The organism is Aquirufa regiilacus (assembly GCF_032470275.1).
Lineage (GTDB): Bacteria > Bacteroidota > Bacteroidia > Cytophagales > Spirosomataceae > Aquirufa > Aquirufa regiilacus.
In genome coordinates this window covers 1006761-1026624 of the sequence record NZ_JAVNWW010000001.1, presented here as the reverse complement: position 1 = coordinate 1026624, position 19864 = coordinate 1006761, and the positions used below count along the sequence as shown (strand labels likewise).

General features: G+C 44.2%; 11 protein-coding genes. 4 read left to right on the top strand and 7 right to left on the bottom strand.

Features of this window, described 5'->3' with window-relative positions; genetic code table 11:
* The 7 genes from PQG45_RS04525 to PQG45_RS04495 form a co-directional block, all read right to left on the bottom strand.
* Positions 1 to 981, bottom strand: coding sequence for a hypothetical protein (locus PQG45_RS04525; RefSeq protein ID WP_316070346.1), 981 nt, complete (start codon positions 979 to 981; stop codon positions 1 to 3).
* Positions 953 to 3328, bottom strand: coding sequence for a discoidin domain-containing protein (locus PQG45_RS04520; RefSeq protein ID WP_316070345.1), 2376 nt, complete (start codon positions 3326 to 3328; stop codon positions 953 to 955). The genes PQG45_RS04525 and PQG45_RS04520 overlap by 29 nt, the downstream gene beginning before the upstream one ends.
* Position 3329: 1 nt before the next feature.
* Positions 3330 to 4307 (bottom strand): tail fiber domain-containing protein, encoded by a 978-nt coding sequence (locus PQG45_RS04515; RefSeq protein ID WP_315575397.1) that lies wholly within the window; start codon positions 4305 to 4307, stop codon positions 3330 to 3332.
* Between the two features lie 17 nt (positions 4308 to 4324).
* Positions 4325 to 11995 carry a hypothetical protein gene (locus PQG45_RS04510; protein ID WP_316070344.1) on the bottom strand — a complete coding sequence of 2557 codons (7671 nt, stop codon included), beginning with the start codon at positions 11993 to 11995 and terminating at the stop codon, positions 4325 to 4327.
* 53 nt (positions 11996 to 12048) lie between these two features.
* Positions 12049 to 12753: a hypothetical protein gene (locus tag PQG45_RS04505; protein WP_315575401.1), complete on the bottom strand. Its 705-nt coding sequence runs from the start codon at positions 12751 to 12753 to the stop codon at positions 12049 to 12051.
* Between the two features lie 524 nt (positions 12754 to 13277).
* Positions 13278 to 13463: a hypothetical protein gene (locus tag PQG45_RS04500; protein WP_315575403.1), complete on the bottom strand. Its 186-nt coding sequence runs from the start codon at positions 13461 to 13463 to the stop codon at positions 13278 to 13280.
* 3 nt (positions 13464 to 13466) lie between these two features.
* Positions 13467 to 15554, bottom strand: a complete 2088-nt coding sequence (locus PQG45_RS04495) for an outer membrane protein assembly factor BamB family protein (protein WP_315575404.1) — start codon at positions 15552 to 15554, stop codon at positions 13467 to 13469.
* Positions 15555 to 15653: 99 nt separating this feature from the next.
* Between PQG45_RS04495 and rhaT the strand changes: the two genes are divergently transcribed.
* The 4 genes from rhaT to leuD all read left to right on the top strand — a co-directional run bounded on the left by rhaT (position 15654) and on the right by leuD (position 19863).
* Positions 15654 to 16709 (top strand): L-rhamnose/proton symporter RhaT, encoded by a 1056-nt coding sequence (gene rhaT, locus PQG45_RS04490; protein ID WP_315575406.1) that lies wholly within the window; start codon positions 15654 to 15656, stop codon positions 16707 to 16709.
* 1 nt (position 16710) lies between these two features.
* Positions 16711 to 17718, top strand: coding sequence for a GntR family transcriptional regulator (locus PQG45_RS04485; RefSeq protein ID WP_315575407.1), 1008 nt, complete (start codon positions 16711 to 16713; stop codon positions 17716 to 17718).
* Positions 17719 to 17850: 132 nt separating this feature from the next.
* The gene (leuC, locus tag PQG45_RS04480) at positions 17851 to 19254 is read left to right on the top strand and encodes a 3-isopropylmalate dehydratase large subunit (RefSeq protein WP_315575409.1); all 1404 of its coding nucleotides are present in this window, start codon (positions 17851 to 17853) and stop codon (positions 19252 to 19254) included.
* An 18-nt stretch (positions 19255 to 19272) separates the two neighbouring features.
* A complete protein-coding gene (gene leuD / locus PQG45_RS04475; protein ID WP_315575411.1) occupies positions 19273 to 19863 on the top strand; it encodes a 3-isopropylmalate dehydratase small subunit in 591 nt (196 codons plus the stop codon).
* The last annotated feature ends 1 nt before the right edge of the window (position 19864 follow it).

Below are 19864 nucleotides of genomic sequence, written 5' to 3'. Positions count from 1 at the left end.
TTAATTACTTAATTCTCCTGAAATAATGACCACGTTTGAGCCGATGTGCAATACCGTTGCCAAGGCATACTGGCCAATGGTCTTGTTATAGCTGTTTCGGTTGATGATGGTCACGCCGGATGCGGGACTAAAGGTAATTTGACCCGCTCCGTATTGCAAGACCATGCAGTTGAAGCCTGTAGGCAATCCCGCCGGAATGGTCACCGTAATCGCTGAGGCTGCATTGGATTGGATAACTTCGGAATTATCTGTCGCAGCCAACGTATACCCAGCTGAAATGCTATTGATTTGTGCCCCGAATCCCGATAGCGTATTCGTCGTTGATCCCGACAAATTTCCATTAATATCCAAACGCATGCGTTCAGCTCCTGCCGTTTTAAATACGATGTTATTACTCATGTCGGCCACATTCGAGTAACCGGATAATTCGATTGATGACTGTGTGGTAGAATTTGTTCCGCCTCCTGCGGAAAGCCGTAAAAATCCATCATCTGAGCCATCTGCTTGCGTGGTACCACTTCCTGAACCTACTCCTCGGATTTCATATGCCCCGATTGTACTCGTGTTTATGGCTGGTCGGGCCGTTGAATTACTAAAGCCATCATGTATCCGAATACCACCGCCCACAAGATTCAATTTAGCCGTAGGCGAAGAAGTACCGATCCCCACATTACCCCCCAACGGATTTAAAGCCAAAATATAATTTGTCCCATAGGTCTTATTTCGTGCTTGAATCCAAGCAAAGGTTGATGTACTGCTCAAGCCAAAGTCTAATACATGCGAAACGGAAAGTCCGCCCAAACGTAAGTTGCCATTAGCCGCTGAACCGCTATTGGCCGGATCCGCCGCGGTAGCTTCCACCTGGAATTTATTCACGGGCGCAGTGGTGCCGATACCCGTTTGGGCACGTGCCGCAAAGCCGATGAATAGCAAAAGATAAAGAAGGATGTGTTTATCTACCATAGCGTGATCTTGTTGCATTAAAGTTATTCAGAATTTCAGCCTCGGTTAACGCACGGTTATAAATCTGGACGGAAGGTATGTTTGCATTGCTATACAATCCACCTTTTCCCCAAAAAGCACCGCGTGATTGACCAATCAAATAGGGGTTATTCGTTGTGTTTTGTACGCGTGGTAACACAAAAGGTTTTGTGGTTTTTGTAGACCAAGCACTTGTATTCCAATGGTAAACAGACGAGGCAAAATTACCATCGAAGCAGATTCGAACGGATGTATTCGAATTGTCGTAGGTATAGGCCACAAAATGCCAATTGCCATCGAATAGGGTTGTAGCGGCGATGGGATAAATCAAATCGTTCCCCCAAAAACATACAGCTATTCCTCCATTGTTTACCGGTGGAGAGTTACCTGCATCGAGGCCAGCACCGTTGGTATAAACTAAAAATAATTGCTCCGCTTTATCATCTGTTACTTCCCCTTTGTCCAAAAGTGCGGTATTTCGATTCGCGGTTGACTTATACCAAACCATCACCGTACGCGAATTATTTCCACTGGTTGAAGGTATCGCCACACCATTCGCATAATCATCCACGCCATCAAATGTCAAAAAGCCTTTATTGGCGATATTATAGGTTGGTCCATTAGTTAACGTACTATGATAACCATTGCCCGACAAATCGGTCCAGGTAGTCCCTGTTCCCTTATAGGAGGCCAAGTTTCCAGCATCCAGCTGCAGGACTAATCCATCTGCTACCAAAGGATTTGATTTGATGATGACCCCCATGCGCATGGTGATGTGATTTGTCCAATCTGTTGGGTTTAAACGTACATATTTGGCATAGACAACCGAAGGAAATAATATTGTGACGGCATCTGTGGAATTGGTATTTAAAGCCACATTGCTTAATACATTTGTCCAAGTTGATCCATCTAAACTGACATCTACGTTGGCAGATTTAACCCATTGCCCGCCATTATAGGCTCGTCCTTGGGTAACGATTCCTGTCATATAGACGGGAACGGGGTAGTTCAAGGTTAGGTATTGGCTGGTGTTATTGAATTGCGCCGACCAGCCTTGTGGGGAATTCAGATAAGGTGTAAAATGCAAGGCTACACCACCTGAATAGGGTGCATTTTCATAAAAGGAATCTCCCACTCCAGTTGATCCGGTTGAGTTATTCCAAGAACTTGTCACCGACCAATAAGAAGGAGTGGAGTTGGTTGACGGACTGTGAACAAAGGTATTTGTTAGATTGGAAGCTCCCGGAGTCCATTTGCTCGTATTATCTGTTAAGATCATTTTCCCAGTCCCGTTGAAAACAACTTTGTTGGTGTTTAAGGTACTCGAACTATTCATGGTAATGGTATTTCCATCATTGATGATCAATCCTCCATAAATATTGGGTAAGTTCGAAATGTTACTCGAAGATAGGGTTCTACTCGAAGCCGTTGCTAATGTGTAAGCCAAATCATTGTTGTGTACAACATAGGTAGAATACACGCCAGTGAAATACGTGGAACCCGATGGGAAATCGGCACTGACTTCTACGATATATCCAGCCACTGCACCTGTATTGGTGTTTGATAAATCGTTCCAACAAGTTCCCCCGTTCCATTTGGCTACGGCATAGTCCTCACTGTGATTCGCACCATTGGGCTCACCTGTACACCAATTATTATATTGTCCGTCAATATTGCCAGCAGTGGGTCCATTTTGCGTTTTGATTATGGTTCCTAATTCCGGACCCCCATCTAATTTCCAGGTGCCATCGGTCGTAGTCGCTTCATCTGTAATGGCAATCCAAATGTTACTACCTACGATATTATTATTCACGAAATCTTGTTCGGATTGCGAGGTGATGGTGACCAAATACCCCGTTTTACCCAAAAACGTATTACTCGATGCACCTGCCCTTGCATTCGTATAAGTAATCTGCGAGCTAGCCACATATTTGTAATAATGCTTGTTTACCGGATTGTAAACATAGCTGACATCAAACGGAGAAACTTCAATATTAATTTTTACAGCGGTTTTGACACTTCCCATGGTGACTGTCATCGCTGCAAGGGCGGCATTGACATTATCTCGGGTTCCGTAAAAGACTAGGGTATTGATTCCGGTCCAACTGTTATACCCGTAGTTTCGGGTCAAACCTGTGGTTGTAGGTAAACTAAAAGTGGCTGTACTTTGGTATTCTAAACTGAGACTGATCAGTAATGATTCCGTATTGTTGGCCCAATTCACCACAAAATCACTGACATTGACCGTTGTTCCTGCTTCGATGGATTGCGTAGCAGGCGTAGTGATCTTTTGCCCGAAAGAGGCACTTGAATAAATTAACAAGAAAAGGACCAATAATCTTTTCATCTTATCGTGCCTGACGCTTCAGTTTCTTTACTTCTCTTTTTAGTTGATTGATTTGTTTCTGTTGTTCCTTCATCGCTTCTACGAGTAGGGCGACAACTTTATCGTATTGTACGGATTTAAATCCTTCGGCTGTATTTTCCGTCTGAACGATTTCCGGTAAGACTTTTTCTACCTCTTGTGCGATGAATCCCAAAGTCATTTTGTCCGAGAACATGCGTTGGGGAAAAGCGGCCGTATTCCAGTTGAAATTTACACCCCGCAAGGCCAAGACTTTTTGCAATGGATTTTGGATGGAAGCGATATTCGTTTTAAAGCGCGCATCCGATGAACCCGCGATGGAGTTGGCGATAATGTCACCCGTTACCTGCAATCGAACGGTAGGAGCGGAGTTGCCCATCCCAATGAATCCATTTTCTTTGATGATTAAACCGTTGAGTTCACTCGTATTAAAAATACGTAAACGGGCATCGGAAGCTGTTGAGCCATATTGATCCATGATCCAATCCGCTGTGGACCCTGTCAACGATTTTTTGAAAATTATTTGACCGCCTTCATAGGCTGCTGTAGTCGGGAATAGCGTAATTTCTCCCGGAAGTAATCCATCACTTGTACCCACGCTGAGCGTTGTTGCTGCTGTAGAATTCCCGATGCTTAATTTCCCATCCGAAGTTAAAAACATGCGGTTCACATTGTTGGTCCCCCAGGCAATGTTACCTGTGGAAAACAAGTTCATGAAGGTTAGTTGAGTTGAACTAGCTCCCGGGTAGCCGAAATACGCATAACGGGTAGTTGCACCTTGCGGATATAATTCCATGAATACATGGTCTGTTCCCTCAATGCGAAAGGCTCCTCCATTGTCTTTAACATGGAGTTTTGTTTTCGGTACCGTGGTTCCGATACCCGTTTGGGCAACCAATTTTCCTGTTTGGGAAAGGACAGCGACTAAAGCGAATAAACCTATTTTGAATCTTGTTTTCATTTTAAATTAATTCGATTTTAGAACAATGCACGTAAAATAATCCAGTTGGTGCCATTTGAAATAGCCTTTATCCAGTTGTTGGAAGGTTCAATACCGATTGACAACGTACTTGCTGTAGTTGTGGTACTATCTGATATGACATAACCTCCAGCAGACCCTACCGAAACTGAAACACTTGCAATGTTTTTAATTGTGATTTCTCGGCCAGCGCCTACAGTTACCGCACTGGGTAAAGTAATTGTTTGTGAGGCAGTGGATCCAGAGTATACCAAAACATTCGCATTGTCAGTAGTTAATATCGTATAATTTGCTGTCTTATTTAATACACCGCCACCTACATTATTAGACCAAGACGCCAAACCATTTGCATCGGATACCAAAACTTTACCTGCACCCGGTGTTCCGCCTGCAATACTTAAAGTACCTCCAATGTAGGCTGCTCCTCCAATTCCCGCTCCACCTGTAACGACTAATGCACCCGTCGTAGTCGATGTGGCAGCAGTAGTGGATGTGACATCGACATCTCCTCCTACAAACATGGTTCCTGCAATACCTACGCCACCTGCGGTAACAATAGACCCAGTAGTTGTTGAGGTAGAAGTTGTCGTTGCTCCAATATTTAATTCTTTCGCGATACCAACGCCACCAGAAATGATTAATGCTCCTGTAGTGGTAGATGTAGATGCCGTGGTATTGGGTATGTTGAGAGCTCCTAAAATTTTCGTGCTAGTCGTATTTGCATTACCAATTGTGGTCGTATTATTACCAGATCCAATAGCGTCTGTACCTATAACAATTTCATTGCTGCTACTATTCGCTGAAGGTCTTGTATTGTAGCCGATTAAAATGCTATTGTTCATGGTAGTTAAATTGTTCGTATTCCCTGATCCATAGTAACGGCCTGCAAATCCACCTAAAACGGTATTGTTGTCTCCCGTAGTAACGTAATCAATAGCGGCAGGGCCCACTGCTACGTTGACATTTCCTGATAAATTTCGCTGTAATGATTCTTTACCAATCGAGACATTATATCCGCCCGTCGTATTATTTGCTCCAGATACGACACCAATACCTATATTGTTTGATCCAGTTGTATTAGCAAGTAATGCGTCTTTTCCGATTGCTACATTATCGACCCCCGTGGTTGCTGCTTTTAATGCATTTGCGCCGAAAGCCGTATTCCCGGTTCCTGTAGTAATGGCATTTAGTGCCGCATTTCCAACAACTGTATTAGTAGCTAATTGACCTGTTCCTTTACCTATCGTAATCCCATTAACTGTCAAATCTGAGTTAAATGTCTTAGCTCCAGCGAAGGTTTGAGTTGCTGTCGTTACGACTCCTCCATTTGTCCCATCCGCAGGTGCTAAGTTTAAAACATTTGATGTAATACTTGCTCCATTTGCCGTGGATGAGGCTGAAATAGCTCCCACACTTGTCACCGCACTCGACGTAGACCAAGCAGGAGACCCACTAACTAAAGTCAAGAATTGGCCATCCGTTCCTTTCGCCAAACGTGTACCTGTTCCCGATGTTCCTCCGTAGATGATATCACCTGCCGTTGTCATCGGAGACAAAGCATCAAATGCCGCAGCTTTTGTGGTTTGGCCCGTACCACCATTTGCGAGTGGTAAGGTTCCTGTTACCCCGGTTGACAATGGCAAGCCCGTCGCATTGGTCAAGGTTCCTGAGGCAGGTGTTCCCAAAACCGGTGCTATGAAGGTAGGCGAAGTTAAGGTCTTATTTGTCAACGTCTCTGTACCTGCCAACGTTGCCAAAGTTCCCGTTGCTCCTGGTAAAGTAATCGTTGTCGTTCCCGCTACTGCTGGAGCTGCTAAGGTTGCTGTTCCCGAAGTTGAACCTGCATAACTAACCGTGGTCGCTGTGGCTACTCCGATTGTTGGTGTTACTAACGTAGGGGAGGTCGCAAACACCAAAGCACCTGTACCGGTTTCATTCGAGATAACACCCGCTAATTCGGCCGATGTTGTTGCTGCTAATACACTGATTTTATCTGTGGTGTAAACGCCATTCGTTACCGTCGCTGCGTTTCCTGATATCGAGCCAACGATCGTAGAAGAAAAGGTTTTGGCACCTGCGATTGTTTGTGCGGTTGTTAGATCCACAAAGTTTTGGGTCGTTGAACCAGTACCCCCGGCACTCACAGGCAAGGTTCCCGATGTAATGGCCGTTGTACTTGTCGTATATAAAGCACCACCACTTGTATAAGTTGTTAATCCTGTTCCACCGGCACTTGTAGGTAAAGTTCCTGTCGCCAATGCGGATGTGCTGGTTGCATACATGGCTCCGCCACTATTGAAAGATGTCATGCCGGTTCCTCCTTGGTCTGTTCCTAAAGTACCCGTGCTTGTCAAACGTTTCGAAGCATCCGTGAACACACCTTTGGAAGCGGTTAAAGCGGATAGGGTAGTCGCACCTGTAATGGTTGCTGTTCCTCCGATCGTCGTATTTCCCGTAACGGCTAAGGTTGTTCCAATGGTCCCTGATCCGCTGATGTTAAAATCAGTGCTGGCTTGTTGGGTCGTTCCGTTGATCACGTAGTTGGTAGATCCTGCTGGTAAATCAGCAGCTACCAGTGAACGGAAACTTGGCGCTGATGCGGTTGCGCCCGAAGTAGGTCCAGCGAAAACAAGGTTGGCTGCCGCCGTTGTTACACCTGTTCCTCCATTGGCTACGGGTAAAGTTCCTGTGATATCGGATACTGCCACACCTGCCCAAACAGGAGCTGCCGTTGCAGTGCCGTCACCGGTTTGTGTTAGGAATTTTTTAGTTGCTGAAGTGTTACCAGCTAATAGGGATGTGGTATTAGCGGCGCTTTGGTATGGAATCGAACCCAAAGCTCCACCATTAATGTTCGTTGCTTTAGATGCTAAGCCCGTTAAATTGGCAGTAATGGTTCCAGCTGCAAAATTACCACTTGCATCACGTGCAACAATTGCTGAGGCTGTATTCGCATCATCTGCAGTCGTAGCTGAATTGCTGACCTTACCGGCTGTTGCGATGGTTGCTAATTTTGTATCTACAATCGCAGCAGTTGTGCTAATGTCGGCATTGACAATTGTTGCATCGGCGATTTTAGCACTTGTTACTGCACTTGCTGCAATTTTGACTGTTGTGATTGCATCATCTGAAATGATGGGTGCTGCCGCTGTGGTACCTGTTCCTGCTAAATCACCTGCTAGTTGAACTTTTCCTTTCACGGATGTTGTCGCATCGGGAGCACCTGACGTAACACTTGCGTCCACGTAATCTTTGATTGTCTTAACCGCTGGGTATTTTGTTAATGATGCGGCATCTGTTGTAACGTTTGTACTTAAGTTGGCTGTTGATTGCGCACCTAAAGCTGTCAAGGCATCTGCAGCCGTTGTTGAGCCTGTACCGCCATTCGCGATAGGCAAGGTTCCCGTTACGCCTGTTGTTAATGGTAAACCCGTGGCGTTCGTTAATACCCCAGAAGCGGGTGTGCCTAATGCCGGTGCTGTGAAGGTTGGACTCGTTAATGTTTTATTGGTCAAGGTTTCTGTTCCTGCCAAAGTCGCTAAAGTTCCTGATGCCCCAGGTAAAGTAATCGTCGTTGTTCCGGCTACTGCTGGAGCTGCAAGCGTTGCTGTTCCGGATGTAGATCCAGCAAAGCCTACACTAGTTGCTGAAGCGACACCTAAAGTAGGTGTTACTAAAGTAGGAGAGGTAGCAAATACCAAAGCACCTGAACCTGTTTCATTCGTCACGGCTGTTGCTAGGTTTGCACTGGTTGCTGTTCCTAAGAATCCACCTACGCCTGTTCCTAAATCTGTCACATCGGCAATGACAACGCCTGCCCATGCAGGTGCTGCGGAAACAGAACCGGTTCCGGTTTGGGTTAAAAATTGTTTGGTTGCTGAAGTGCTTCCTGTTAAAAGCGAAGTTGTGTTGGCAGCAGATTGATAAGGAAGTGCTCCTAAGGTTCCACCGTTGATATTCGTAGCTTTGCTCGCCAAACCTGTTAGGCTTGCTGTGATGTTCCCAGCAGCAAAATCGCCATTGGCATCACGCGTTACAATCGCTGAGGCTGTATTCGCATCCGTTGCGGTTGTCGCCGAGTTGCTTACTTTTCCTGATGTAGCGATGGTTGCTAATTTTGTATCAGCAATCGCAGCGGATGCATTGATGTCTGCATTCACGATGGTTCCATTCGCAATTTTCGAAGAGGTAACAGCATCGTTGATGATTTTTACGGTCGTAATAGCGTCATCTGAAATAATTGGAGCTGCAGCACTTGAACTTGTTCCTGCTAAATCACCTCCTAATTGTATTTTACCTTTTACGGATGCAGTTGCATCAGGCGTTGCTGCAACAACACTTGCATCTACGTAATCTTTTACCGTTTTAACGGCAGGGTATTTTGTTAATGATGCAGCATCCGTCGTCATGTTTGTACTTAAGTTGGCCACTGATTGCGCTCCCAAAGCTGTTAATGCAGCTGCGGCTGTTGTGGCGCCTGTACCACCATTCGCGATGGTGATGGTTTCTCCAATTTTGGCATTGGTAATAGAGGCATCGGCTAGTTTAGCTGTTGTTACGCTGGCAGCGGCTAATTTTGCTGTTGTTACATTAGCATCCGTAATTTTAATCGTTGTAACTGCATCATCTGCAAGTTTCCCCGTGGTAATATTTAAATCGGCAATTTTAGCTGTTGTTACATTGGCATCCGTGATTTTAATGGTAGTTACCGCATCATCGGCTAATTTTCCGGTTGTAACATTTAAATCGGCTAATTTTGCTGTTGTTACATTGGCATCTGCAATCTTGATCGTAGTTACATTAGCGTCTGTGATTTTCGCGGTTGTTACGGCGTTGGCGGCCAACTTCGCTGTCGTTACATTGGCATCTAAAATCTTAACCGTTGTAATGGCATCATTCGTAATAACGGGAGCAGCGGCAGTCGTTCCTGTACCAGCTAAGTCACCGCCCAATTGCACTTTTCCTTTCACTGATGTTGTTGCATCGGGTGTTGCTGCTACGACGCTTGCGTCTACATAGTCTTTGACCGTTTTGGCTGCTGGGTATTTTGTCAATGATGCGGCATCCGTCGTTAAGTTCGTACTTAAATTTGCGGTCGATTGAGCGCCTAAAGCTGTAAGAGCTGCTGCTGCTGTCGTTGCACCTGTACCCCCATTGGCAATGCTAACCGCTTCGCCAAATTTGGCATTTAAGATGGTTGCATCCGCAATTTTAGCATTGGTAATGGCACCGTCGGCAACTTTCGCCGTCGTGATGGCATTAGGTGCCAATTTTGCGGTTGTTACATTGGAATCTGTGATTTTGATTGATGTTACCGCATCATCGGCTAATTTTCCGGTGGTAACATTCAAATCCGCAATCTTCGCAGTGGTTACATTGGCATCCGCGATTTTGGCAGTAGTAATATTGGCATCCGTAATTTTAACCGTCGTTACCGCATCATTAGCTAATTTTCCTGTGGTAACATTTAAATCCGCAATCTTCGCAGTGGTCACGTTGGCATCTGTGATTTTCGTGGTTGTCACAGCATTTGCGGCTAATTTAGCTGTGGTTACATTGGCGTCTAAAATTTTAACCGTTGTAATGGCATCATTCGTAATTACGGGTGCTGCTGCACTGGTTCCTGTTCCTGCCAAATCACCGCCTAATTGAATCTTTCCTTTTAAACTTGTCGTTGCATCGGCGATGGTCGCTGCGGCAACAGAGTTATCAACGTAATCTTTGATTGTTTTAACGGCTGGGTATTTTGTAATAGAAGCTGCATCTGCGCTAACATCTGTACTTAGATTGGCTTCGGATTGAGCACCCAGATTCGATAAGGCTGCAGCTGCTGTAGTTGCTCCCGTACCGCCATTTGCAATGGCAACGGTTCCGGTTACATTGGTTGCATTTCCTGTGATGTTTCCAGTTACTTTGGATCCTGAAACAGTTGCGATTTTTGCATCCGTTACGTTGGCATCTGTAATCTTAGCCGTTGTGATAGCATTATCAGCGATATCGGCTGTCACAATCGTTCCGTCGGCAATTTTCGCACTGGTTACGGCGCTTGCCGCGATGGCAGGAGCTGCGGCTGTACCGGTCAAATCACCGGCTAATTGTAGTTTACCCTTGGTATTGGCATCTGCATCTGCGATGGTTGCAGCGGCCACTTGGTTATCTACGTAAATCTTGACTGCGTTTTGCGTAGGATAGAGGCTGTTGCTGTTTCCAAGCGATGTAGAAGTCGATTTATTACTTACATCTTCTTTGTTTGCCAAAGCGGGTACCGTAGGTGAGCCGGCTGTTCCGCCTAAATCACCTGTTAATTGGATCTTACCTTTGGTGTTGGCATCTGCGTCAACAATCGTAGCGGAAGCAATTGCACCTTGTACGAAAGATGTCGTTGCGATGGCAGTCGAGTTATTACCTGGACTTTGCGTGACCGCGGTAGTACCGGATGGCATCGATGGCGTTCCGGTGAATGTTGGTGAATTTTTATCTGCTTTTGCATCTACGGCAGCTTGCAAGGCGATTCCTTGTGTGGCTTGATCCACATAGGTTTTGATGGCTCTTACGGATGGATATTTGGTGTCAGACCCTGCATCGGCAGAAACGTTTGTGGATTTGTTTGATACACTTTCTTTGGTAGCTAAACCGGGTACGGTTGGGTTGGTTGCCGTACCGCCCAAATCACCCGTTAATTGTACTTTTCCAGATGCTAACGTCGTTGCATCGGGCGCTCCTGATGCCACAGCAATGCTCACGGCATTGTCTACGTAGGTTTTTGCAGCACGTTGGGTCGGGAATAATACATCGGAAGGGTTACCTCCGCCTAAGTCGGTTGCGGAAGATTTATTTCCAGCCGACTCATAAGTGGTACCTAAATTATTAACTGTATTCGCCGTTGCTTCTGTTAAATTACGAACAGAGCCAATTTGTGAATTTAGGTTGTTTGCGGTGTTGGTTAATTGATTATTGGTTGTGTTGATTCGGTTATCGTGATCGTTTAACGTATTGTTGATGTTTTTGATGTCCGACTTAACTTGTTTGTCTAGGGATTCAATCGTTTGGTTGACCACGATGAATTTTCCGTCGTTAACCAATTGATTATCGGCAATTGCTTGGGTATTTGCCGCGATATTGGACTTCAAAGGATCTAAATCTTTCGGTACCAAATAGCCAGTATCATTGTTGAATTGGCTTAGGTTTTTAGGGGAGTCGCGTACGTTTTTGTAATCCACCGACTCCGCATAAAGCGCGTAAGGGGTGAAGTTTAGTTTTTGATTACTTACCTCGGTGAACTTTGAGCCTCCGTCAAAATTAACGGCAACAACTAATGATTTTAATTCCGCGTCCCAAACGACGGTATCAAAACTGCTGAATTTGCTTGTTCCTGTCGCATTACTGCTGTTGGAAGCCGTGGAAGCACCTGTTCCCACGGTTAATGAGATGAGTCCGAATTCATCGGTTGTCGTTTGTTGGATCTCTTCGTAATCCACGCCGGCCGACGTTTTCAAGGTGAAACGTACCCAGACTTTTCCATTGGAAAGCGGTTGTCCTGTTACGGCGACACCGGGAACCTCGATGGTTTTGGGGTCAAGGATGACAGCTTGGTAGTTTAGTCCTTTCTTTTGTGCAAATGCATTGAATAGACTGAATGTGAGAACAATTAATAAGATTAATTTTTTCATCGTTTTAAAACCCTTTTTGGGATGGTATTTAAAGAACTAATTGTTTGTGAACCTTAGAATTTGGAGATTTTAAGGCCGATACTTAAGCTTGTTGGTGCAAAATTTAAACTCGGTTTTCCCGCGGTCCATCCGTGGAAAGTGCTACTTTTTTGATAGGAGACAAAGACGGAAGTTTTGTCGGTAAGTATTTTATGGATTTCCAAATTATATCCGAGCATCACATGTATGGGGCTGAAATTTTCATTGTCAGCCAAATCATAATTTGCATTATTGTTGTTGCTGATTAATGTTTGAACACCACTGAATAATTTCTGTGCGCCTAGGTTTCCTTGCAGGGCAATGGAGAAACCTTTGTACACTTTCACCTCGGGACCGAATGCCGCATGCAGTCCTACAAAGTTTGTTTGATAATTTACAATGAAATTTTTGTCGTCGCCTGTCGCGTTGAATTGATTGATGTTGACACCCAGTTCATAGCGGAACAAGCTGGCGATTTTCGCAAGTTTCTGGTGGTTACCAAAGAAGATGGCGGTCTTCGAGAACTTCGAAATCAGGTCCGTCGTATCGATCAGCTCTTTGTTGTAACGAAAGGAGGCATGCATCCCGCCGAGCGGTTTGATGAAGTCAATGGCTTCGCCGGTTGAACTCTTGTATTGGTAGTCGGTGCTGTTTAAACCTACCGTCCATTTCCAATGTTGTGCCTGAATTTGTTGGCCTGCAAAGACCAAAAACGCTAAAAGGTATATCTTTTTAATCATCGTAAGGTAATCTTGATTGCATGGGATTTTTCCATAATTCAAAATTAACATAGTATAATCAAGGGATATTTATTTTGGGGTTGGGTATGTCCTACTTTTCGAAATCAGGACAAATTTGTTCATTAGAGGCTTGTGATGATGATTGTTGAGACGCGATACTTCGCGTCTAGTTTTTTCTTTGGCAAAGCTTTGCGCTTTGCCAAAGTTTGAGGCGCTTTTCGCGCCGAGTAATTCAATCTATTAATTCTTAGGATTAATCTAACCCATAAGAAATCGATGCTTCGCGCTTTTGTTTTCCTTTGGCAATGCTTCGCGCCTTTGTTTTTCTTTGGCAAAGCTTCGCGCTTTGCCAAAGTTTGAGGCGCTTTTCGCGCCGAGTAATTCGATCTATTAATTCTTAGGATTAATCTAACCCATAAGAAATCGATGCTTCGCGCTTTTGTTTTCCTTTGGCAAAGCCACCTGCTTTGCCAAAGTTTGAGGCGCTTTTAGCGCCGAGTAATTCGATCGATTAATTCTAAGGATTAATCTAATCCATAAGAAATCGATGCTTCGCGCTTTTGTTTTCCTTTGGCAATCCAGTTAGGTTTGCCAAAGAGGCTAAGGTCCACCGTCCAACGTCCAAAGTCTAATGTCCAATCGATGCTTCGCATCTCAAACTTTGGCAATCCTGAAAGGTTTGCCAAAGAGGCTACCACTTCACTCTTCACTCTTCATTCTTCACTTTTTACTGAAAAAGCTACCACCACATTGCCTTTAGCTGTCCCCAACTTCGTTCCGCCACAAGTGACAACAATGTATTGCTTACCATTTACCATATACGTTGACGGGGTTGCAAAAGATGCGAATGGTAATCGATGAGAAGCTAGGAGATTTCCTGTGGATGTTTGATAAATACGTAAGGTGGCGTCTTTGGTTGCGGCTATGATAAGTAAGCCACTTTTCGTAATGATGGGACCACCGTAATTTTCTCCACCTGTATCGGTGACACCTTGTTTAACGAGTTCCGGTTCTTGGCCAAATGGTATCTTCCATAAATATTTACCCGTATTCATATCGATGGCATTTAGTGTTCCCCAAGGCGTGCTTAAGGCCGGAAGTCCGTCTTGGTCAAGGAATTTGTTGTAGCCCGACATTTGGTAAGGAATCAAAGTTTGGGAATTTTGAGCTAAGACTTCCTTAGGCGCTAGTCCTTGGATGTAGGATGCAATCGCTTGTTGGCCTTCTGACGTAATATGGCCGAATCCCGGCATCATACCCTTGCCTTGTTTGATCATTTGTACGATGAATTTCGATTCACGTTTTTTCTCAATGCCGAATAGACTCGGATAGCCAGATGCAGGATTACCTTTCCTGTCTGACCCATGGCAATTCGCGCAGTACTGTTGGTATAATCCCTCGCCGGTCATCTGCTTAGCCTGTTTGTTTTTCACCATCTTCTGAATCCAACCCATTTCATTACTATTTATGTATAGGATTCCCTTTTCAGGGTCGGCTCCCGCGCCTCCCCATTCGCCACCTCCATCAAATCCGGGTAGGATCAAGGTACCCTGTTCGCTGGGAGCATCGTACCAACCACGTTTTAGGTTGGCAAGTTGGTTCATCAGGTCTTTTTTGTTTTTGGCATAGGGACTTAAGTCGCTCGCTTGAATTTCATTCGATAACCTAGCATAGGGTTTCGGTAGCAAAGGAAATGGTTGGGTCTTCCAAGCTTGTTCACCTAGTAAGGCAGTTGTATTGACCTTTCGTTCCTGAATCGGGAATAGGGGCTTGCCCGTCACTCGGTCGAAGATGAAGACGAATCCCTGCTTGGTGATTTGAGCCACGGCATCTATGCGTTTTCTTTTGCGCGTTACCGTAATCAAGTTAGGTGGTGCTGGTAAATCCCGATCCCAAATGTCATGGTGCGTGGTTTGAAAATGCCATATAAGTTTTCCCGTTTTAGCATCTAATGCCAAAAGGCAATTCGCATATAAATTTTGTCCTTTTCGATTTCCTCCCCAAAAATCATATCCCGCCGATCCCGTAGGTACATAAATAATGCCTCGTTTTCGGTCTACAGCCATACCGGCCCAGTTGTTCGCCGCGCCCGTGTACGTATTTTGATGGGCATCTTTCGGAAATGTTGAATAGCCTTTTTCGCCCGGATATGGGATGGTATGAAAGCTCCAAACTAATTTACCCGTATAAATATTGAAGGCACGAATGTCACCCGGTGCGGCATCGGCCCCCTCCGACAATCGAAGCGGCATGACGATTAAATCCCCGACGATGGTTCCGGGTGTATTTGAAATAATGAACTTGTCTTTCGCGATTTCGGGCAAGCCCGTATGCAAATCCACCTTCCCTTGATCTCCAAACGTTTCGATTGGCTTCCCTGTTTTGGCATCTAAAGCCCAAAGATTAGGTCCTGCTGTATATAATATGCGCTCATCCGCATAACTCAATCCGCGGGATGTGCTCGCCCAATTTTTCAACGGATCCCCAAAGCGCCAAATTTCTTTGCCCGTCGCCGCATCCAATGCGAAGGCTTGCACGGATGCGCTGACACTATAAAGTTTACCATTCACCGTGATGGGATTTGCTTGCATTTGACCGGAATCGGGGAGGGCATAGGTCCATGCTACTTGCAAGTCTTTGGCATTGCTTGCATTTATTTGTGTCAGCGGGGAATAATGATTGCGGTCGGGGCCACCTAAATACTCCGGCCAGTCTACTTGTTCATCGTTTTGAAATCCTGTGAATCCACACAATATGGAAAAACTAATGATTAATTTAACTTTCCTAGGTAGGTTAAGCATAGTTGGTGCATTTAATTAAACTAAATTCGACTTCAATCTATTAATTATTTGGGTAATATTGGAAACCTTTTGACTTTGAAAATTATAAACAATTAATACATGGGTGCTCTTTTAGGATTATTCTTTCATTCGCTTGGGGGCTTTGCCTCGGGTTCCTTTTACATTCCGTATCGTAAGATTCATGTTTGGTCTTGGGAAAGCGCTTGGTTAGTGGGGGGCGTTTTCTCCTGGTTAATCGTACCCATCATAGCGGCTTATTTAACGATTCCTGATTTCATGGGTATAATCCAACAAGTGGATTCGGATGTTTTTTTCTGGACGTTCACGTTTGGAATATTGTGGGGAATTGGGGGATTGACCTTTGGTTTAGCGATGCGTTTTTTGGGCATGTCTTTAGGTATGTCCATTGCCTTGAGTTTGTGCAGTATTTTCGGTGCATTGGTTCCTCCAATCTACCGCGAATTTGCAGGCGTATCGGGTGATACGATTTCGCATATTGTAGGTAGCACGGGAGGCCAAGTTGTTTTGTTGGGTATTCTGGTCTGTGTGTTTGGAATCTATTTGTGTGGCAAGGCTGGGATGATGAAGGAGAATGAATTGTCGCAAGAGCAAAAACAGGAAACGATTAAGGAATTTAGTTTGACTAAAGGTTTAGTCGTTGCGACGATTTCGGGGCTTTGTAGTGCCTGTTTTAATTTTGGTATCGAGGCTGGGAAAGACATGGCGGGAGCTGCGGTTGCCAACGGTTGTGATCCACTGTTTCAGAATAATGTCATTTTTATCGTGGTGCTTTGGGGTGGTTTTCTCACCAACTTTGTCTATTGCATGTATTTGAATTTCAAGAATAAGTCTTTTGGAGATTATGCAAATGCTTCAGCTCCTTTGCGAATGAATTACACGTTTGCCGCTGTGGCGGGTACAACCTGGTTCTTACAATTCTTTTTTTACGGAATGGGGGAGAGTAAATTAGGGAATGGGGCGAGTTCGTGGATCCTACACATGGCAACCATTATTTTAACTTCCAATTTCTGGGGAATCTATTTCAAGGAATGGAAGGGCGTGTCAAAACAAACAATGCGAACCGTGATTACGGGTATAGTTGTAATTCTAGTTTCAGTCTTAATCGTAGGATTAGGCAATTCAATTACAGAATAAGTTGATTCAGCTAATACATATTGATGAATTCTCCTCCACGCCGAAGTATAGGCAGTTGGCCAATTCCATTATTGAAGGTATTCAAGTTGGAAAAATTAAACAGGGAGACGTCTTACCCTCGATCAATGAACTAAGTTTTGAGCATTATATCTCCCGCATTACGGTCGAGAAAGGATATAATTATTTGAAGTCGTTAGGGATCGTGGAATCTGTGCGCGGGAAGGGATTTTTCATTAGCGCCGGCAGCGTCCCGGCAAATTTTCGTATCTTCTTGTTGTTCAATAAGTTATCTGTACACAAAAAAATCATTTACGATTCCTTTGTGGCCTCCATGGGCGATACGGCAGGAATTGATTTTTATATTTACAATAACGACTTCAACCTTTTTAAGCGTATCATCACAAAACGTGAATTAGACTATTCTCATATTGTCATCATTCCGCATTTCATGGAAGGTGATTCCATTGCGGTGGATTTCATCAACACGTTGCCTAAGGAAAAACTCATCCTGGTAGACAAATTATTGCCTGGAATTCAAGGTTCTTATGGTGCAGTTTATGAGAATTTCGAAAAGGATATTTATCAAACCCTCGTGCAGGCCAAAGATGCGTTGGCAAAATACCAGGTGCTCCAACTCGTTTTTCCGGATTCGAGTTATTACCCCAAAGATATCGTGAAAGGTTTCGAGCATTTTTGTCGGGACTATGCTTTTGATTTTCGTGTATCCCAACAAGCTCAACCGGAGAAGGGGACGGCCTATATTACGGTTATGGAAGATGATTTGATTGCGATTTTGGATCAGATCAAGGAGCATGGATTGCTTTTGGGTAAGGATGTGGGCTTAATTTCATACAATGAGACACCGATCAAGCGCTTGTTGTTTGATGGGATTTCGACGATCTCCACGGATTTTGTCAAAATGGGCGCATTAGCTGCGGATTTGGTGAAAAGCAATGCCCGCAACAGGATTGAAAACCCTTTTTCATTTATACAGCGATCTTCCTTGTAAACTTTGGTATTTACCAAATTTTATTTGGTGTATTTCCAATTTGACGCCTATATTCCTTTGCATAATTGCAAAAAAATCGACATTTTTGTAGCTTAATTATATTGAAAGCGCTTAAAAATTAAAATTATACGAATGAGCAATTCTCCAACAACCTTATTTGATAAAGTATGGGATTCCCACGTGGTTCGGAAAATCGAAGATGGTCCGGATGTATTCTTTATCGATCGCCACTTTATCCATGAAGTAACTAGCCCAGTAGCCTTTTTAGGTTTGGAGCAGCGTGGAATTGGGGTGATGTATCCGGAACGTACGTTTGCGACGGCGGATCACAATACGCCTACAATCAACCAACATCTACCGGTGGAAGATCCTTTGTCGGCAAATCAATTGCAACAATTGGCCACCAACTCAGCGAAATACGGTATTTTACATTGGGGTTTAGGAGATCCTAAAAACGGTATTGTACACGTCGTAGGACCTGAAAATGGAATTACCTTGCCAGGTTTTACCATTGTTTGCGGTGATTCACATACTTCGACGCACGGTGCTTTTGGTGCCATTGCTTTTGGTATTGGTACTTCGGAAGTTGAGATGGTTTTGTCTTCTCAATGCATTATGCAGCCTAAACCTAAGAAGATGCGCATTAATGTGAATGGTCAATTAGGTAAAGGAGTTACGCCAAAAGATGTGGCTTTGTATATTATTTCAAAATTATCAACTTCAGGTGCTACGGGTTATTTCGTAGAATATGCGGGCGATGTTTTTGAAAACATGAGCATGGAAGGTCGTATGACGGTTTGTAACCTGAGTATCGAAATGGGTGCGCGTGGGGGTATGATTGCTCCAGACCAAACGACATTTGATTACATCCAAGGTCGTCCTTTGGCACCTAAAGGTGCTGATTGGGATACGCAATTAGCGTATTGGAAAACCTTGAAAACAGATGCGGGTGCTTCATTTGATGAAGAAATCAATTTTGCTGCAGCTGATATTGAGCCGATGATTACCTACGGAACGAATCCAGGTATGGGTATGGGTATTTCAAAACACATTCCGAAAGCAGCTGATGTAGAAGGGGGTGTTGCAACCTATGAGAAGTCTTTGGATTACATGGGTTTTGCGGAAGATGATGCGATGATAGGTAAGCAAGTAGATTATGTGTTTATTGGTTCATGTACCAACGGTCGTATTGAAGATTTCAGAGCATTTGCTTCGATCGTTAAAGGACGTAAAAAGGCGGATCATGTAACGGCGTGGGTAGTTCCAGGTTCTCACATCGTAGAAGCACAGATTAAAGAAGAAGGTATTTTGGATATTTTGACGGAGGCGGGATTTGTATTGCGCCAACCGGGATGTTCGGCATGTTTAGCGATGAACGATGATAAGATTCCTGCAGGTAAATATGCGGTGAGTACATCGAATCGTAACTTCGAAGGACGTCAAGGTCCGGGTTCTCGTACCTTATTAGCGAGTCCTTTGGTAGCTGCGGCTGCTGCAATTACAGGGGTTGTAACAGACCCAAGAGCGTTTTTATAAGATTTAAATTAGAGCAAGATGGCTTACGATAGTTTTAGTGTTTTGAAAAGTTCAGCCGTTCCGATGCCTATCGAGAACGTAGATACAGACCAAATCATCCCTGCACGTTTTTTAAAAGCGACAGAACGCAAGGGTTTTGGTGATAATTTATTTAGAGATTGGCGTTACGATAAGAACGACCAACCGAAACAAGATTTCGTCTTGAATAATCCAACCTATTCAGGTAAGATTTTGGTAGGCGGAAAGAACTTTGGTTCAGGTTCATCACGTGAGCATGCTGCGTGGGCGATTTACGATTACGGTTTCCGTTGCGTGGTTTCTTCTTTCTTTGCGGATATTTTCCGTGGAAATGCCATAAACGTAGGTATTTTACCTGTTCAGGTTTCTCCTGAGTTTTTGCATGAGATCTTTACAGCAATTGAAAAAGATCCTAAAACGGAATTGGTTGTTGATTTACAAGCGCAAAGTATTACCATTGTTGCAACAGGTGCTTCTGAATCATTTGCCATTAATGGCTACAAAAAGCATAATTTATTGAACGGTTTTGATGACATCGATTACTTACAAGCGATGAAATCTGAAATCGCTGAATTTGCCACTAATCGATAGG